Annotated in this window: 15 protein-coding genes and 1 pseudogene; 14 read left to right on the plus strand and 2 right to left on the minus strand. The window is 53.0% G+C overall.

Annotation, left to right across the window (positions count from 1 at the left end):
• The first annotated feature begins 294 nt into the window (after window positions 1–294).
• From V3C63_RS10095 to V3C63_RS10125, 8 genes and pseudogenes are all read left to right on the plus strand, one after another.
• On the plus strand, window positions 295–1,833 hold the full coding sequence (locus V3C63_RS10095; protein ID WP_329887682.1) for a hypothetical protein: 1,539 nt from the start codon (window positions 295–297) through the stop codon (window positions 1,831–1,833).
• Window positions 1,834–2,005: 172 nt separating this feature from the next.
• Complete coding sequence (gene serS / locus V3C63_RS10100) at window positions 2,006–3,280, plus strand: serine--tRNA ligase (protein WP_329887684.1); 1,275 nt, start codon at window positions 2,006–2,008, stop codon at window positions 3,278–3,280.
• A gap of 162 nt (window positions 3,281–3,442) precedes the next feature.
• Window positions 3,443–3,661: pseudogene (locus tag V3C63_RS10105) on the plus strand (recombinase family protein); the annotation flags it as partial.
• 19 nt (window positions 3,662–3,680) lie between these two features.
• On the plus strand, window positions 3,681–3,782 hold the full coding sequence (locus V3C63_RS11860; RefSeq protein WP_425355383.1) for a DUF4368 domain-containing protein: 102 nt from the start codon (window positions 3,681–3,683) through the stop codon (window positions 3,780–3,782).
• Window positions 3,760–3,921, plus strand: coding sequence for a DUF4368 domain-containing protein (locus V3C63_RS10110; protein ID WP_483434131.1), 162 nt, complete (start codon window positions 3,760–3,762; stop codon window positions 3,919–3,921). Before V3C63_RS11860 ends, V3C63_RS10110 begins: the two co-directional genes overlap by 23 nt.
• Before the next feature lie 84 nt (window positions 3,922–4,005).
• The gene (locus tag V3C63_RS10115) at window positions 4,006–4,347 is read left to right on the plus strand and encodes a hypothetical protein (RefSeq protein WP_329887686.1); all 342 of its coding nucleotides are present in this window, start codon (window positions 4,006–4,008) and stop codon (window positions 4,345–4,347) included.
• A gap of 659 nt (window positions 4,348–5,006) precedes the next feature.
• Window positions 5,007–6,053: a chromophore lyase gene (locus tag V3C63_RS10120; RefSeq protein ID WP_329887688.1), complete on the plus strand. Its 1,047-nt coding sequence runs from the start codon at window positions 5,007–5,009 to the stop codon at window positions 6,051–6,053.
• The gene (locus V3C63_RS10125; RefSeq protein WP_329887689.1) at window positions 6,035–6,997 is read left to right on the plus strand and encodes a L,D-transpeptidase family protein; all 963 of its coding nucleotides are present in this window, start codon (window positions 6,035–6,037) and stop codon (window positions 6,995–6,997) included. The genes V3C63_RS10120 and V3C63_RS10125 overlap by 19 nt, the downstream gene beginning before the upstream one ends.
• 61 nt (window positions 6,998–7,058) lie before the next feature.
• Here V3C63_RS10125 and V3C63_RS10130 read toward each other — a convergent pair whose 3' ends face one another.
• Together V3C63_RS10130 and V3C63_RS10135 are read right to left on the minus strand one after the other, a co-directional pair.
• Window positions 7,059–7,880: an N-acetylmuramoyl-L-alanine amidase family protein gene (locus V3C63_RS10130; protein ID WP_329887691.1), complete on the minus strand. Its 822-nt coding sequence runs from the start codon at window positions 7,878–7,880 to the stop codon at window positions 7,059–7,061.
• A 9-nt stretch (window positions 7,881–7,889) separates the two neighbouring features.
• The gene (locus V3C63_RS10135; RefSeq protein ID WP_329887692.1) at window positions 7,890–8,546 is read right to left on the minus strand and encodes a YARHG domain-containing protein; all 657 of its coding nucleotides are present in this window, start codon (window positions 8,544–8,546) and stop codon (window positions 7,890–7,892) included.
• A 222-nt stretch (window positions 8,547–8,768) separates the two neighbouring features.
• On the opposite strand from V3C63_RS10135, the gene V3C63_RS10140 reads away from it, so the two are divergent.
• The 6 genes from V3C63_RS10140 (at window position 8,769) to V3C63_RS10165 (ending at window position 15,823) form a co-directional block, all read left to right on the plus strand.
• A complete protein-coding gene (locus V3C63_RS10140) occupies window positions 8,769–9,506 on the plus strand; it encodes a Crp/Fnr family transcriptional regulator (protein ID WP_329887694.1) in 738 nt (245 codons plus the stop codon).
• A 200-nt stretch (window positions 9,507–9,706) separates the two neighbouring features.
• Window positions 9,707–10,447, plus strand: coding sequence for a pyruvate formate-lyase-activating protein (gene pflA / locus V3C63_RS10145; protein WP_329887696.1), 741 nt, complete (start codon window positions 9,707–9,709; stop codon window positions 10,445–10,447).
• Between the two features lie 99 nt (window positions 10,448–10,546).
• A complete protein-coding gene (gene pflB / locus V3C63_RS10150) occupies window positions 10,547–12,793 on the plus strand; it encodes a formate C-acetyltransferase (RefSeq protein WP_329887697.1) in 2,247 nt (748 codons plus the stop codon).
• Between the two features lie 161 nt (window positions 12,794–12,954).
• Window positions 12,955–13,275: a rhodanese-like domain-containing protein gene (locus V3C63_RS10155; protein ID WP_329887699.1), complete on the plus strand. Its 321-nt coding sequence runs from the start codon at window positions 12,955–12,957 to the stop codon at window positions 13,273–13,275.
• A gap of 130 nt (window positions 13,276–13,405) precedes the next feature.
• The gene (locus tag V3C63_RS10160) at window positions 13,406–14,146 is read left to right on the plus strand and encodes a hypothetical protein (RefSeq protein WP_329887700.1); all 741 of its coding nucleotides are present in this window, start codon (window positions 13,406–13,408) and stop codon (window positions 14,144–14,146) included.
• Between the two features lie 225 nt (window positions 14,147–14,371).
• Window positions 14,372–15,823 carry a nicotinate phosphoribosyltransferase gene (locus V3C63_RS10165; protein WP_329887734.1) on the plus strand — a complete coding sequence of 484 codons (1,452 nt, stop codon included), beginning with the start codon at window positions 14,372–14,374 and terminating at the stop codon, window positions 15,821–15,823.
• Window positions 15,824–15,826: the final 3 nt, after the last annotated feature.

The following is a 15,826-nucleotide window of genomic DNA, read 5'->3' on the forward strand; positions in this document are numbered from 1 at the left end:
CCGTCAAGGACCCACCGACCGGCGGGTCTTTTTTAGTGCCTGCGATTTAGGAGAGAGGACAGCGAAATCATGCCCTGCACGTTTGCGAATGACGGCAGACAAACAAAGGCTTTAGAAAGTTTGCATAAGCTTACAAAAAAGATTGACTTAGTCTACCCTTACAAATATAATGAGATAAAGATGCTTTTAAGAGGAGCTGACTTTGTGCCGATCATCGGCAGAAAATCGGGTGAAGCGTCTCGAGAAGGCAGCTTTGAATATGTTTTTTTGAAAGTTTTCTGAAAGGAGAGAGAAATGCAAACGAAAATCAGTTGGCGCTGTAAATGGTTTGTGATGGCCTGCTGTCTGGCCATGCTGTTGGCGGTGCTGCTGCCGACGGCGCGCGCCGAAGGATCCGATCAATATTTTTTGGTGAATATCCCTTACAGTGCATTTTACGAAGGCGAGGGCATCAGCGGGGTGGATACCGTGACTTCGGCGACAAAAGTCAAACCTCGGGCCGGCAGTTTGGTCGGCGGATCCTATCATGCCGATGCATCCGGCGCCGCCATCAACGGGGTGACCTATCCGGTGAAGATCAGCGGTGCAGAAGCACTCGCGGCATTGAAAGCCAAAGGCGGCGCGGTTGTGACCGATTCGACCGCACCTTTGAGCATCACGCTAACGCTTCGCGGGCAGAAGGTGACGACCACCTATAGGAATGGCGGACAGCTGTTCGAAAATCCGAATTATTCGTACTATGCGCTCAGCGAAAAACCGGCGTTTTATAAAGAAGCCACGGTTAAGGGCGGACAGCTCACCTTTGGCAAAACCACGGCGGCCGTTAAGACGGTGACAGCCGAAGCAAAACTGACGCCGGGCGGTCATCACGCTGATTATGAGATGACCTTCAAGGACAGCAGTGCATTTGTGAAGGACAATAACACCAAGGTTTACGGCGTGATTGTGAAGACTGCGGACGGCGGCCAATTTGCCATGCGCCATCTGGCCAATATCTGGCGGGGAATTGAAATCGGCTGGAATGCGGACGACGTGGCCTTGTCGGGAAAGACCATTACATCCCTGACCTATTACACTTCGGACGGCAACTTTAACGTCGACATCAACGATATCAAGGTGCCGATTATCGCGAAGGATGCGACGCTCAAAGCGGATAACGCGACCGTTAAAGACGCCACGACGGCCCTGAAGGCTGATTTGCCGGGTGGTTTTAAACCGGCTTATGCCATTGATGGTGTCAGCGTGAATCCCGAAGGCGGGAAGCTGCCCGTCGCGGGACTCAAGCCGGGAACCAGGACATTGACCGCGACGGATACGAGCGGCACGTATGCACCGGTTACCACGACCTTTATGATCACCACCGAGATGCGGCCGGCCCAATACACTGGGGGCGAAGCGATCGTGAAGAAGAATGATGCCACCGACAGCGACTTCAGCAATTACATCGCTAACATTACCAAGGTCCGTGTAAACGGAAAAGATTATCCGGCGACGGGGCGGAACGCCGTGCCCATTATCGGCAAAGACGGCCGGATCGATCTGAGCAAAGCCGGCGTAATGGCTCCCAAAGGGGTGAAGATGATCATTACGTCGAGTGGTTACCCGGATTGGGCCTTGACCTATGGCGAAACGCAGGCGGTTAAACCGGATAATCACAAAACCGATGACAAAACGAAAGGGACTCCGAAAGCAAGCGTGAACAAAGCGGCGGCTAAGCGCACCGGCGCCGCGAAAACCGGCGACACCGCCGAGCCTCGGCTTTATGCGGCGTTGTTGGTGACGATGGGCGCCTGCCTGTATTTAGGGCTGCGGGCAAGAAAACAGCAACATTAATCGATAAATTTAAAATAAAAGGAGCCTGCGATAGGAGCCTGCGATGCAGGCTTCTTTTTAATGCGGGAGAAAATTGCCAAAGGGCGCGCCGTTGTGGTATCATAAATCCATTGATAATGAAACAAAAGCCGCGTCGAAAAAGCGCGGCAATAAAAATTGAAGGAGAAAATCAATGCTCGACATTAAACGCATTCGTCAGAATCCGGAAGCCGTGGCGGCGGCGCTGAGCAGCCGCGGCGGCGAATATTCGGTGGACAAGGTGCTCGAACTGGACAATCAGCGCCGGGAAATCATCGGCCGGGTGGAAGTCCTCAAGGCGGAGAAAAATGCGACATCCAAGGAAATTCCCAAACGCAAGCTGGCCGGGGAGGACCTCGCCCCGCTCTTTGCCGAAATGAAGGCCGTCTCCGAAAAAATCAGGGCCGACGATGAGGCGCTGGCGGGCATCAACGAAGCCATTCGCGGCGAACTGCTCAATTTGCCGAATATCCCCAATCCGGAGGTGGCCCGCGGCCTGGACGACAGTGAAAATGTCGAGATCCGCAAATGGGGCGAACCGACCGCCTTCGATTTTGAACCCAAGGCCCATTGGGACCTGGGGACGGAACTGGATATTCTCGACTTTGACCGGGCGCACAAGCTCACCGGCGCGCGCTTTTCGATGTTCAAGGGGCCGGGCGCCAAGCTCGAACGCGCGCTGACGAATTTCATGCTCCACGTGCATACCGTCGAGCAGGATTATACCGAAATCGCGCCGCCGTTTATGGTGAACCGCGTCTCGATGACGGGCACGGGCCAGCTGCCCAAATTTGAAGAAGATGCTTTCCACCTCGAACGGGAAGACTTTTTCCTGGTGCCGACGGCGGAAGTGCCGGTGACCAATATCCACCGCGACGAAATCATTCCCGACGAGGCGATGCCGATTTATTACACGGCCTACACCCCTTGCTTTCGCGAGGAAGCCGGCTCTGCCGGGCGGGATACCCGCGGCCTGATCCGCAATCATCAGTTTGACAAGGTGGAAATGGTGAAGTTTGTCCGGCCGGCGGATTCTTATGATGAACTCGAAAAGCTGACGAATGACGCCGAAGCGATTCTGCAGCAGCTTGCGATTCCCTACCGCGTGGTGGAACTTTGCACCGGCGATTTGGGTTTCTCCTCGGCTAAGACCTACGATATTGAAGTGTGGATGCCGAGCTACGGCCGTTATGTGGAAATTTCGTCCTGCTCCAACTTTGAAGATTATCAGGCGCGCCGCGCCAATATCCGCTACCGCGACCCGGTGACAAAGCACACCCAATATGTGCACACCCTCAATGGCTCCGGCCTGGCGGTCGGCCGCACCTTTGCCGCTGTGCTGGAAAATTACCAGAACGCCGCCGGCAGCATCACCATTCCGGATGCGCTGGTGCATTATATGGGCGGCGTGACCAGAATTGAAAAATGAATTGAATTAAATTATAGAACGTCTTCCGATGGGAAGGGCAAACAAAGAGGACTGTGAGCATCAACTTACAGCCTTTTTTTGTTTATCGTCCGGAAAGGATTAACCTCTTAGGGACAGAGAAAATAATAAAAACTTGGAAAGGAGGTAATTCTCATGTCAAATATGAAAAGGACAGGACAAACAGCCCTTTATGAGCGTTTAAGTCGTGATGATGAAATGCAGGGAGAGAGCAATTCCATCACCAACCAAAAGCAGCTACTTGAAGCCAAAAGAAACGGCTTTGTAAATATCTATCACTATACCGATGATGGCGTAAGCGGAACAACCTTTGACAGAGAGGGATTTCAAAAGATGATAAAAGCAGTAGAAGAAACTAAAGTATCTACATTTTGAACAAGAAATAGAAAACCATCATCAGAGAAAAGTTGATACCGATAAATTCCTGAAAATGATAGAGAAATATACAGACATTGAGGAACTTGACAGTACCAATGAACAATGAGTATATAGAAAAAGTTGTAGTCCATGAAGCCACAGGGGGAAGAAAAGGAAAAGACAGAAAACAACAAGTGGATGTGTACTTTAACTTTATAGGGAACTGTCAAGTGCCACAGAAAGCCGATATAGAAAAAATGGCTTAAAAATAGTTATAATATTTATTAATATAAACAGAAAAATCAGAATCTGTCGAGGCGATTACCTGCTTCGGAAACGAGGAACGATAAATGAAAATGATTGTCAAAAAGACTTCCGTTTTTCCGGCGAAGCAAAGCAATGTTTTTGCACTACTGCAAAGATTTGATACACTTGCATATATTGCCAAGCCTACGCAACATTCAAAAGCCCCGAAGGACAAACCGAATCGGTTTGGGAAGTTGGCAGAAGTTTCTCTTTCGATTTTAAGATGTTTGGCTTCATTACGCTCGGTGTTCATGTTATCAATGTCAAGGAATTCAATCCAGACAACATTTATACAAATGAGAGCAATCCATTTTGCCCCGTATGGAATCATCGAATTGTTCTCAAGGGAACTGCTGAAGGCAAAACCGAATATACCGACGAGGTAGAAATTGGGGCAGGATGGAAAACACCATTTGTATATTTGTGGGCAAAAGCATTTTACTCGCATAGACAAAAGAAGTGGATAAAACTACTTAATAAGCCATCTGAAAAGAACGTGCATTAACAAATCCCCGTTTCGTATAACCAATAACTCGGTAAAGACTAACACAGTAACAGTAAATCAAAAAAAGGGGTTACTGTTTTTCTTTACCTTGAATTGTCAAGTCAAGCGTCTAAAAACGGAAAGGAGGGCTTATGGAATCGGAAATCCAAGGGAGCAACGTGAATTCGGATGATTGCAGCGATAATGGTTTTTTGTCGGGGAGTCGCCCAATCAGATGGTGCCGACGGGCACAATGAAAATTGCCGAAAGGATGATAGATAAAACAGTAACAGACAGATCAATCATGCGAATGATGTCAGGAGAGAATTTTATAAATAAATGGGTTTGATCGCGTGCTGCCTATCGATTTTAGAATGGACAAAAGATTATAATCTGGAAAGGAAAATGCTGCTTTTGCATGAATGGAAAGCAGCATTTTTAATTGCCTGTAAAAGACGAAAAAATTATTTATAAAAATAAATAAAACGATAGATGATTTAGAAAAAATCATGATATAATTAGCTTTATCATTCAGTTTGTATTAAGAAAAGGAGAAAGGTGATGACACGGGAAAAAACAGCTCGGGGAATATTGATGCTTTTGATGATGGTGGTTGTTCTGTCGTTCGGCGCGGGAATGGTTTTTGCGGCAGATCTTGTGTCAAAGGATAACGCGCCGGAAGCATTATCGCTGGCTGATGTGCAGACGGGGCTGCAATATCAGGCACACGTGTCTCAGCAAGGTTGGCAGAATCCGATTCCATTTGCGAAACAGGATCAAGGTGATGTTTTCGCGGGAACGTCGGGGAAGGGCCTTGCGATTGAGGCCCTGCGCATCCAACAAGATTCGAACAAGTTGAATCCGGCTCAATTGGGAATTCAGTATGAAGCCCATGTGGCGCAGCGGGGATGGCTGGCGCCGGTTTCTTCCGCCGATACCAATGGTATGGCCGGCACCGTCGGGCAGAAGCTGGCCGTTCAAGCGGTTCGCATGAAATTGACGGGAACGGAGGCCTTCCGTTTCCATCTTTATTATCGCGTGCATGTGCAAAATTATGGTTGGTTGGATTGGGCCTGCGATGGTGAGAACGCCGGAACGACAGGTTTTGATTTGCGCGTTGAAGCCATTCAGATCAAAATGCTTGCGGCCGACAGTCATTTTGTGGGAAGCACCGTTCGTCCTTATGTGGATGCTTCAAAATTAAATAACGGCTTTGTGCGTTATGCGGCGCATGTGCAGCAGGCCGGCTGGCAAAATGCGGTTCAAGACGGGGCAACGGCCGGGACGGAAGGCCGCAGTTTGCGCCTGGAAGCGGTGCGTATGAACGCGCAGGCGGCGAATCTGCCGCCGGGGATAAAAATAACCTATCGGGGCCATGTGCAGAACAGCGGCTGGCAGGCATGGAAAAGCGACGGACAGACGGCTGGCACCGTTGGCAGGGGCCTGCGGCTGGAAGCATTGCAGGCAAAATTAACGGGCCCGATGGCAGCGCGCTACAATTTGTATTACCGCGCGCACGTGGCTTATTATGGCTGGCTGGATTGGACGGCTAACGGCAGACGGCCGGCACGACGGGTTTGGTTTATCCAATGGAGGCTATTCAAGTGACGCTTCGGGAGAAAAGCCAGGGAGCTCCCGGCGCGACGGCCATGCCGTCGGTGGGCGCCGCCCAGGTGGCGGCAGGTACCCAGGTGAACTACCGAGCCCATGTGTCCGGCATTGGCTGGCAAAGCCGCATTGCGAATGGTCGAATGGCGGGAACGACGGGCCAGAAACGTGCGGTGGAAGCGATTGATCTGAATCTTTCCGGGTTGGTTCGGGCCTCGTCGGTTCATTACCGAATGCATGTGCAAAAAATTGGCTGGCAGGGTTGGAAAAGCGACGGGCAAATGGCAGGCACCACAGGCCGCAGCCTGAGGGGAGAAGCGCTCCAAATAAAACTGAGTGGCACAGCAGCGGCTTTATTTGATGTTTATTATCGGGTGCATGCTCAAAATGTCGGCTGGCTCGGTTGGGCTAAAAATGGCCAGGAGGCTGGCACCAGCGGCGGCGGTTTGCGCATGGAAGCCTTTGAAGTCCGACTGGTCAGGAAGGGGAGCCGCGCGCCGGGAAGCACGGCGCGTCCCTACGTTAAAATGGTGCCGAAATCGTCAAAGGCCTTTGGATGGATACCGGTTTCTCCGACCTGTATCTGTGTAGACCGGCCACATCAGACGTTAAAGGCGTATGTGAACGGACGCGAAATTTTATCGACGCCGGTGATCACCGGGCGGCCGGGCATGAGCACGCCGGCCGGCAATTATAAAATTCGCGCGAAACAAAGCCCGTCGGTTCTGATCGGGCCAGGTTATCGCTCGTATGTGCGGTATTGGATGCCTTTTATCCGCAATAGTATCGGTATTCACGATGCGAGCTGGCAGGATGCCAAGGGCTATGGCGGCAACGCCTATTTAATCGGGCGCGGTTCCCACGGCTGTGTGAACACGCCGTTGTGGGCGGTTAAAAAAGTATATGGGACCTTTCCGGTGGGGACACCGGTTTACGTGCGCTGATTTTAGACCGAAGAAAAAAAGCGCCTGCGGCTTTAGGGCAACAGGCGCTTTTTGCATGCGTTCAATTTTTAAAATAAGCATCGAGGCCGCCGGCGATGCCGCTGACGATTTTGGCTTGATAAGCGTCGGTTTGCATCAGCCGGTCCTCGTCGGGGTTGGTCATATATCCAACTTCGATGAGGGTGGTGGGAACCCGGGCCCAGTTGTTGCCCGTCATGTTGTCTTCCTCGGTGATGCCGTCGTTTTCGGCCCCGGTCACCCGGCAATAGGTATTCAGTAATTTTTCTGAAAGGCGCCGGGATTTTTGATAGGTGCCGGCCGTGTAGGGATTGCGGGGCGTGATGCAGATGGCCATGGCGCCTCTGACGGCGGCGTTGTCCACCCCGTTGGCGTGGAGGCGCACAAAAGCATCGGCCTTGGCGTTGTTGGCCACCTGTGCCCGGGCCGCACAGCTGATGGGCGTTTGGTTGTTTTTCCGGGTTAAAATCACTTTATAGCCCCGGGATTCAAGCGCCGGCACAAGCTTGCGGGCCAATGTCATCATAAAGGCGTACTCGGTGACACCGGTGGTCGTGCCCCGGGTGCCGCTGGCATCTTTGGCCTTCATCGTCCTGGATCCCGGGCCGATGGGCTCTGTGCCGGCCGGCATCACCGCCGAATGTCCGGGATCGAGCACGATGGTTTTGCCCCTGCCGGTTTTGGGTGCGGCGGGATTTGAGGCCGGTGTCGTTTTTGGAGTGGTTTGCGCCGGTTTCTGCGGCTTGCCGGTCGAAACCTGTTTGGGTGCGGCACTCCGATGCCGGTCCAGGCCAACGGAGGCCAGGGCAACGGCCGCCGCGATCACCAGCAATGCGATGAGAAGGTGTGCGTGGGATTTGGTCATTGCCCGCTCCTAATGGACTTGATAGCCGCCGAGGGCATCTTCACGGGATTTGAGCAGCTGCACGTTGTATTTTTCGACGCTGGACAGAGAGTCTTCGTCAAAATCGCCGGGGAGGGTGGTGCCGTTGTACCAGCTTTTGTTGTTGAAATAGCTTTGCAATTCGCCGGAATCAAAGAGGCGGCCGTTGCGGGCATATATTTCGTTGCGGGCGTAGTTAAGGGTTTTAGCGGACAGGCCCGTGAGATCGCCGGACGAGAGGCGGGTACTTGACGAAGTGGGGAAGATTTCGCTGTTGCCGATTTGATGGTTGCTTCGGTTGGCGGCCGACCGACTGTCCGAGGCGGTGCCGGATGTTTTGTTGCCGTCACTATCGTAATTATTCACCGTGACTTTGGTGGTTTTCTCAGAGGAAAGGCGGCTTCTGGGACGGTTCAGCACAAAATACAGCGCCGCGAAGACGATAGCTGCCGCCGCGACGGTCGCTATAATGATTAAAGCCAAAGAATGGTTGCTCTTTTCCCGCTTCGGCGGGGGATAAACCGGCTGCACCTGCGTGGGATTCATCGCGCTTTGCGCGCCGGCTTCCGCCCGGGGATTGGGCGCGCCGCAGTTCGGACAGAATTGGTCTCGGTCTTTTATCGAGTGGCCGCATTTAGAACAATACATAAGAACCTCCTCATCGTTCATGACCGTTCGTGTATGAAATGTCTGAAAATATTTATGAAGGATTAAAAAAAATTATAACATGATTACGTGTTCAATGGCGTAAGAATTTTTAAAAATACAGACGTGAACGGCGCGTTAAGATAGCACTGCCGGTGCCCAGCATTGATTTTTGCGGGCGGGTATTGTATAGTTAGGAGTATCAAACCACGGGGAGACACGATTATGGGGAAGGTGAAAGGAGACGCGATGTTAAAGGAGAAAAGTCTGGTGCCGGAGGAATGTGATTTCTGTGATGAACTTTGTGCGGTGGATATTCCGTTGCTGCAAGGTATCCCGGATGATCAGAAGCGGGAACTTTTGGCCGGCGCGGACCGGGTGCAGGTTCCGCGGGCATCGCTGCTCTTTCAGGAGGGGGATCCCGCGGATATGATTTGGATTATCCGCTGCGGTCAGGTGAAGCTTTGCCGATATGAAGCCGACGGCCGGGAACAGATCATCGGAATTTTCGACCGTTATGAGGCGATTTGGGAGGGGCTTTTTCTGGACAACAGCACCTATCCGTATTCGGCCGAGTGTCTGACGCCGGTCGAAGCCTGCGGGATTCACCTCAAGGCACTGCAGGCGGTGCTGGCCTCGCCGGAGGTGGCCATGGATGTCATCGTTATGCTCAGCCGCAAGCTCCACGACGCCAACATCCGCAATGTGCTTTTGACCACGCGCAAGCCTGAATCGCGGGTGGCCGGGTTCTTGCTTTATCGCAAGGAGCGCAGCACGGAAGCGTGGATTTCCCTCAAGCTGGAAGATATTGCCGCCAGTTTGAACCTGCGGCCGGAAACGGTGAGCCGCAAACTGCGCGAACTGGAAAAACTCGGACTGATTGAGCGGATTGGCCGGGGCCGACTGCATATTCTGGATTATGGCGGGCTTAAAGCGCTTTATGACGGGGATGCGGACGGGTGATTGGCAGGTGGCTCTCATTCAGCGACAAAAACTATGACAAAAAAATAACAGTACTTGATTTAAATCAAAGAACATGGTGACAGATCGTGTTAAGATAACGGTGTCGAAGGGAAAGCGAAGCGCGTGCACTAAGGCGTTCGCTATCTTTGACGGCACAGTTATTTTTTTAACGTAAAGCAAAAGCTGAAAGGAGAAATACCATGGGCGCAATGGGTGCGATTCATTCCATCGAGACCTTTGGCTCCGTTGACGGGCCGGGTATTCGGTTTGTGATTTTTCTCAAAGGGTGTCGCATGCGTTGTCTCTTCTGTCATAACGCGGACACCTGGGACCCGAAGTCGGATATTATGATGACGGCAGACGAACTGCTCGATCAGGCAGAGCGTTACCGGTCTTACTGGGGACGCGAAGGCGGCATCACCGTCAGCGGCGGCGAGCCCCTGCTGCAGATTGATTTTCTGCTGGAGCTGTTCACCAAGGCAAAGGCCCGGGGGATTCATACCTGCCTGGACACCTGCGGTGAGCCTTTTACCCGGGAAGAGCCCTTCTTCTCGCGATTTGAAGCGCTCATGCAGGTGACGGATCTGGTGATGCTTGACATCAAGCACATCGATCCTGCGATGCATTTAAAACTGACGAGCTGCCCTAACGAAAACATCCTCGATTGCTTCCGATATCTGTCGGCCATCGGCCAGCCGATCTGGATTCGCCAAGTGCTCATTCCGGGCTACACCGATGACGTGACAGCGCTTCGGCGCACCCGGGCTTTTATCGAAACTTTGACGGGCGTCGAAAAGATCGAGGTGTTGCCCTATCACAATCTGGGGGCCTATAAATGGGAAGAGCTGGGCATGCGCTATCCCCTCGAAGGGGTGGAAGCGCCGTCGGCAGACCATGTGGCCCGGGCCGAGCGCATTCTGCGCGGTGAAGCGCCAAATTAAGCGACGATGTCATCCACGGGGATGATCATCCATAGATTAAAAAGAAGCGGCCGGTTCTGAACGATTTGTATTCACAGCGATTTGCAAATGGAGGAAAAAATGAGAGAACAATGGCAAGGATTTAAAAGTGGTCACTGGGATGACGATGTTAACGTACGGGATTTCATCCAGAATAACTACACGCAATACGACGGCGATGAAGCTTTTCTTGCCGGTCCGACAGAGGCCACCGATAAGCTGTGGGACCGCCTGCAGGAACTGCAGAAGGCAGAACGTGCCAAGGGCGGTGTGCTTGAATGCGAAACCGAAGTGGTCTCCGGCCTGACGGCTTATGGCCCGGGCTATATCGATGAATCGATGAAAGATCTCGAAAAGGTCGTCGGCCTGCAGACAGATAAACCGTTAAAGCGCGCCTTCATGCCCTACGGCGGCATCAAGATGGCGGAACAAGCGGCCGAGAACTACGGCTACCATGTGAACGACAAATTCCACAAAATTTTCAACGACTATCACAAAACCCACAATCAGGCGGTGTTTGATGCCTACACGCCGGAAATGAAGATGGCCCGTCACACCCATATCGTTACCGGTTTGCCGGATACCTACGGCCGCGGCCGCATCGTCGGCGACTACCGCCGGGTCGCGCTCTACGGCATCGATTATCTGATCGAAAAGAAACAGGAAGATTTCGCGAACTGCGGCGACGGCACGATGACCGACGATGTGATCCGTTTGCGGGAAGAAATCACCGAACAGATCCGCGCTCTGAAGGGCATGAAGGATATGGCGGCCACCTACGGCTTCGACATTTCGAAGCCGGCGGGGGATGCAAGGGAAGCGGTGCAATGGCTCTACTTCGGCTATCTGGCGGCCATCAAGACGCAAAACGGCGCGGCGATGTCGGTCGGGCGCATCTCCACCTTCTTAGATATTTATATCGAACGGGACATCAAAGCCGGTGTGCTCACCGAAAGCGAAGCCCAGGAGCTCATCGATCACCTGGTGCTCAAGTTCCGCATGGTCAAGTTCGCCCGCATCCCGTCCTATAACGAACTGTTCTCCGGCGACCCGGTTTGGGCGACGCTCGAAGTGGCTGGGCTCGGGCAGGACGGCCGCCATATGGTTACCAAGAACGATTACCGCTTCCTGCACACCCTCGAAAATATGGGGCCGGCGCCGGAACCGAACCTGACCGTGCTTTATTCTTCAAGACTGCCGCACAGCTTCAAAGCCTACGCGGCGAAAGTTTCAGTCAACACGTCGTCGGTGCAGTACGAAAACGACGATGTGATGCGGCCGATCTGGGGCGATGATTACAGCATCTGCTGCTGCGTCTCCGCCACGCAGACCGGGAAGGAAATGCAGTTCTTCGGCGCCCGCGCCAATCTGGCCAAGTGCCTGCTCTACGCGATCAACGGCGGCATGGATGAAAAATTCAAGGAGCAGGCCGGCCCGGAATACGCGCCGATTACGAGCGAATACCTGGACTACGATACCGTGATGCACAAATACGATCTGATGATGGATTGGCTGGCCGGGCTCTATGTGAACATCCTCAACCTGATTCAGTACATGCACGATAAATATTATTATGAATCGGCAGAAATGGCGCTGATCGACACCAATGTGCGCCGCACCTTTGCCACGGGCATTGCCGGCTTCTCCCATGTGGTCGATTCGCTGTCGGCCATCAAATACGCCAAGGTGAGAACCATCCGCGACGATTCCGGTCTGGTGGTTGATTACAAAACCGAAGGCGACTTCCCGAAATACGGCAACGACGATCCCCGGGCGGACGAAATCGCCGTGTGGCTGCTCAAGACCTTCATGAAGAAGATCGAAAAGCACCATACCTACCGCGACTCCGAACCGACCACTTCGATTCTGACCATCACCTCCAACGTGGTGTACGGCAAGGCGACCGGCGCGCTGCCGGACGGCCGCGAAGCCTACAAACCCTTCGCCCCCGGCGCGAACCCGTCCTACGGTGCGGAACAAAACGGCCTGCTTGCCTCGCTCAACTCCGTGGCCAAGCTCCCCTATGAATACGCTCTCGACGGCATCTCCAACACCCAGACTATCAACCCCGGTGCGTTGGGCCACAGCGAAGACGAACGCAAGAACAACCTGGTTCACGTCATGGACGGTTATTTCGATCAGGGCGCGCATCATTTGAACGTGAACGTGTTCGGCATCGAAAAGCTGAAGGACGCCATGGAACATCCGGAGAAGGAAGAATATGCGAACTTTACGATTCGCGTCTCCGGCTACGCGGTTAAATTTATCGACCTGACCCGCGAACAGCAGCAAGACGTAATCAATCGGACCTGCCACGACCGGATGTAATTGTGCGGCGTTTGCCGGAATAAAATCCCCTCTCACCTCGGGTGCCAATGATGCACCCGGGGTTTTTTAATGCGCCAAAAGCCCCGGGCCGTGACCTAATAAATAAAAACTCAGAAAAAAAGCGATTTAAAGAAAGAAGAAGAAAGAAAAAGGAGAGATCCATGCAATTTTTTAAAACAAAAACCCCTTCGGGCATTGATCGAGCGGTCGCGCAGTTGTCGGCCGTTCCCGGCGTGATGCTTATCGACGTGCGCACGCCGGAAGAATATGCAGCCGGGCACATCCCAAATAGTCAAAACTGGCCACTGCAGAAAATCGCAACGGTGGATCTGTTGGTGGCCGACAAAAACGTACCGGTTTATTTATATTGCCGCACCGGCAGGCGCAGCGGTCTGGCCGCCCGGACCATGCAGACTGCCGGCTATCGTCAGGTGACAAATATCGGCGGGATTGTGGATTATACCGGCGCACTGGAACGGTGACTCTCCCTCCTCTGAAACGCCGATCGATCACGATTGAACAGCCGGCACGTTTGTTTCGTCACCGGCCCGCATTGAGCCCGCCGGGGTTTCATGCTATAATAAGCCAACAACCGAGATGGGAGAAACGAAGATGCACGAAGACGAGCAGGGGACGACGCGACAATCGCAAAGGGATCGGCAGGCAGGCAAAAAGCCTTTTGCTTTGAGCCAAAGGGGCGCCAGGATTTTGGGTGCGGCCGCGGTGCTTTCCATGGTGGCCGTGATCGCGTTAATCATCATACAAGGCGGTTTTACTAAACCAAGCCATATCAGCGGCATGGTGTATCGCGGGAGCTGGCATCGTGCGACGGCGGATCACGGCAATGCGGCCGTGAAGAATGTCAATTCGGACAAAATTCAATATTCGTCCGATAATCTCAATCAAATCGCAGTGGAAACCTTGGCGGCTTTGCTCCTCGACCAAAACAAGGCCAAAGAAAATTATTCGCTGCGGCAATATTATTACAGTCGGGGCCTGAAGGGCATCCGTTATCAAACGGATACATTCCTGGCCGGGATTCCCGGAAAAGAAGCGGAAAAAGCGGATAAACGCCTGGCGAAAGCCATGGGCATCAGCGCGTCAAAGGTGGCCCATCGTTATAGCTGGCTGATTGTGCCGGGGCACCGCGGCAGCCGCTACAACGCCGACCGCTACGGCTTTGATATTTATTGGCTGCCTCAAGCACTGACACCTAGGGACGGCAAAAAGACGGTGCGCGGGGTGATGCATTATAATACCAAGACGAAACAATCTGCTTGGGGCACGATGAGAACGGAATTTCTTCGAAAAACCGATGTCGGCCTGAAGGTCGGCAGCTTTAAAAAAAAATAAATGACCCCTTTCTCGATGTTTGACCGCGGGAAGCCCGCGGTTTTTTAGTGGATGCGCGATGGCGGCGGGAAAGGGATTATTTCGGGAAGATTTGGCAGAGCCGCGACGGATGTGGTATCATTGAGTCACAAAAATGAAGCAGAGTCGGCCGAACGAAAAAGCCCTCCGCTTTGAATCAAGGCGGCACACGGCGTCGCGTGCCGCGCAAAAGATGAGAGGGACATGATGCAATTTCCAAGAAAGCTGCAATTGGCGACAGACCTGTATCAGATGAGTATGGGCAACGTGTATTTAAATGATGACAAGCAAAACGAGGTTGCCGTTTTCGATGTGTTCATCCGGCAAAATCCCTTCGAGGGGGGCTACACTGTGGCCGCGGGCTTAGAACAGGTGATCGATTATATCGAGGGGCTGGCCTTTGACGAAGAAGACATTGCCCTGCTGCACAAAAATCATCCGGAATTCACCGAGGCGTATTTGGATTATATGCGCCATTTTCGTTTTACCGGGGAAATTTATGCGGTGCCGGAGGGGACGATCATCTTCCCCTTTGAGCCCATTGTACGGGTCAAGGCGCCTTTGATTCAGGCGCAGCTGGTGGAGACGACCATTCTGGCCATCATCAATCACCAGACGCTGATTGCAACGAAGGCGTCCCGGATTGTGGAAGAGGCCAAGGGCGATCCGATCATGGAATTCGGCCTGCGCCGGGCCCACGGCACCGAGGCCGGGTATTACGGGGCGCGGGCCGCGGTGATCGGCGGCTGTGCCGGTACCTCCGTGGTCGAAACAGAAGCGATGCTCGATCGGCCGGCCATGGGAACGATGTCTCACAGCTTTGTGCTCAGCTACGACACGGAACTTGAAGCTTTTCGTAAATTTGTCGCCTATAATCAGGGCAATGCCGTGCTGCTGGTGGACACCTATAACACCCTGGAGCAGGGGGTGCCCAATGCGATCCAGGTCTTTCGGGAGAGCAAGGCGAACGGCGCCATCACTGGAAACTACGGCATCCGTGTCGATTCGGGCGACTTGGCCTATCTGACGGCGGAAGCGCGCAAAATGCTCGACGATGCCGGCTTTGCGGACGCGACCATCGTCGCCTCGTCGGATCTCGACGAATACCTGATTAAAGATTTGAAGCTGCAGGGGGCGAAAATCGATTCCTGGGGGATCGGCACCAAACTCATCACGGCCTATGACAGTCCGGCCCTCGGCGGGGTTTATAAAATGGCGGAGATCGACGGCAAGCCCAAAATCAAAATTTCCAACGATCCCTGGAAGATCACCAATCCGGGTTATAAAAAAATCGTGCGTTTTTACAGCAGGAGCAATCACATGGCTCTGGCCGATCAGCTCTATCTGGACGAGGAAACGATTGACGACAGCAAGCCGCTGACCATTTTTCACCCGATGCACACCTGGAAAAAGATGACCCTGCGGGATTTTTATTATAAAGAATTGCTGGTGCCGGTTTTTGTGAAGGGGAAGCTGGTTTACGACAAGCCGAGCATTCGGGACATTGCGGCGCATCTCGTGGATGAAAAAGCGACCCTGTGGCCGGCCTTTAAGCGCATGGTCAATCCCCATGTGTTTCATGTGGATTTGTCCTCGAAGCTCTGGAAGATGAAACAGCGCCTGCTGGACGAATGGGATGTGGATTTGACCGAATCTTAACGC

The sequence above is a fragment of the Pseudoramibacter faecis genome (genome assembly GCF_036289405.1).
GTDB classification, from domain to species: domain Bacteria; phylum Bacillota; class Clostridia; order Eubacteriales; family Eubacteriaceae; genus Pseudoramibacter; species Pseudoramibacter faecis.

Bases quoted from the DNA above. Each gene is read 5' to 3' on its own strand.
- V3C63_RS10160 (WP_329887700.1), top strand. From the start codon at position 13,406: ATGCACGAAGACGAGCAGGGGACGACGCGACAATCGCAAAGGGATCGG.
- V3C63_RS10140 (WP_329887694.1), top strand. From the start codon at position 8,769: ATGGGGAAGGTGAAAGGAGACGCGATGTTAAAGGAGAAAAGTCTGGTG.
- pflA (WP_329887696.1), top strand. From the start codon at position 9,707: ATGGGCGCAATGGGTGCGATTCATTCCATCGAGACCTTTGGCTCCGTT.
- serS (WP_329887684.1), top strand. From the start codon at position 2,006: ATGCTCGACATTAAACGCATTCGTCAGAATCCGGAAGCCGTGGCGGCG.
- V3C63_RS10095 (WP_329887682.1), top strand. From the start codon at position 295: ATGCAAACGAAAATCAGTTGGCGCTGTAAATGGTTTGTGATGGCCTGC.
- V3C63_RS10130 (WP_329887691.1), bottom strand. From the start codon at position 7,880: ATGACCAAATCCCACGCACACCTTCTCATCGCATTGCTGGTGATCGCG.
- V3C63_RS10125 (WP_329887689.1), top strand. From the start codon at position 6,035: ATGGAGGCTATTCAAGTGACGCTTCGGGAGAAAAGCCAGGGAGCTCCC.
- V3C63_RS10115 (WP_329887686.1), top strand. From the start codon at position 4,006: ATGAAAATGATTGTCAAAAAGACTTCCGTTTTTCCGGCGAAGCAAAGC.
- V3C63_RS10120 (WP_329887688.1), top strand. From the start codon at position 5,007: ATGACACGGGAAAAAACAGCTCGGGGAATATTGATGCTTTTGATGATG.
- V3C63_RS10155 (WP_329887699.1), top strand. From the start codon at position 12,955: ATGCAATTTTTTAAAACAAAAACCCCTTCGGGCATTGATCGAGCGGTC.
- V3C63_RS10165 (WP_329887734.1), top strand. From the start codon at position 14,372: ATGCAATTTCCAAGAAAGCTGCAATTGGCGACAGACCTGTATCAGATG.
- pflB (WP_329887697.1), top strand. From the start codon at position 10,547: ATGAGAGAACAATGGCAAGGATTTAAAAGTGGTCACTGGGATGACGAT.
- V3C63_RS10135 (WP_329887692.1), bottom strand. From the start codon at position 8,546: ATGTATTGTTCTAAATGCGGCCACTCGATAAAAGACCGAGACCAATTC.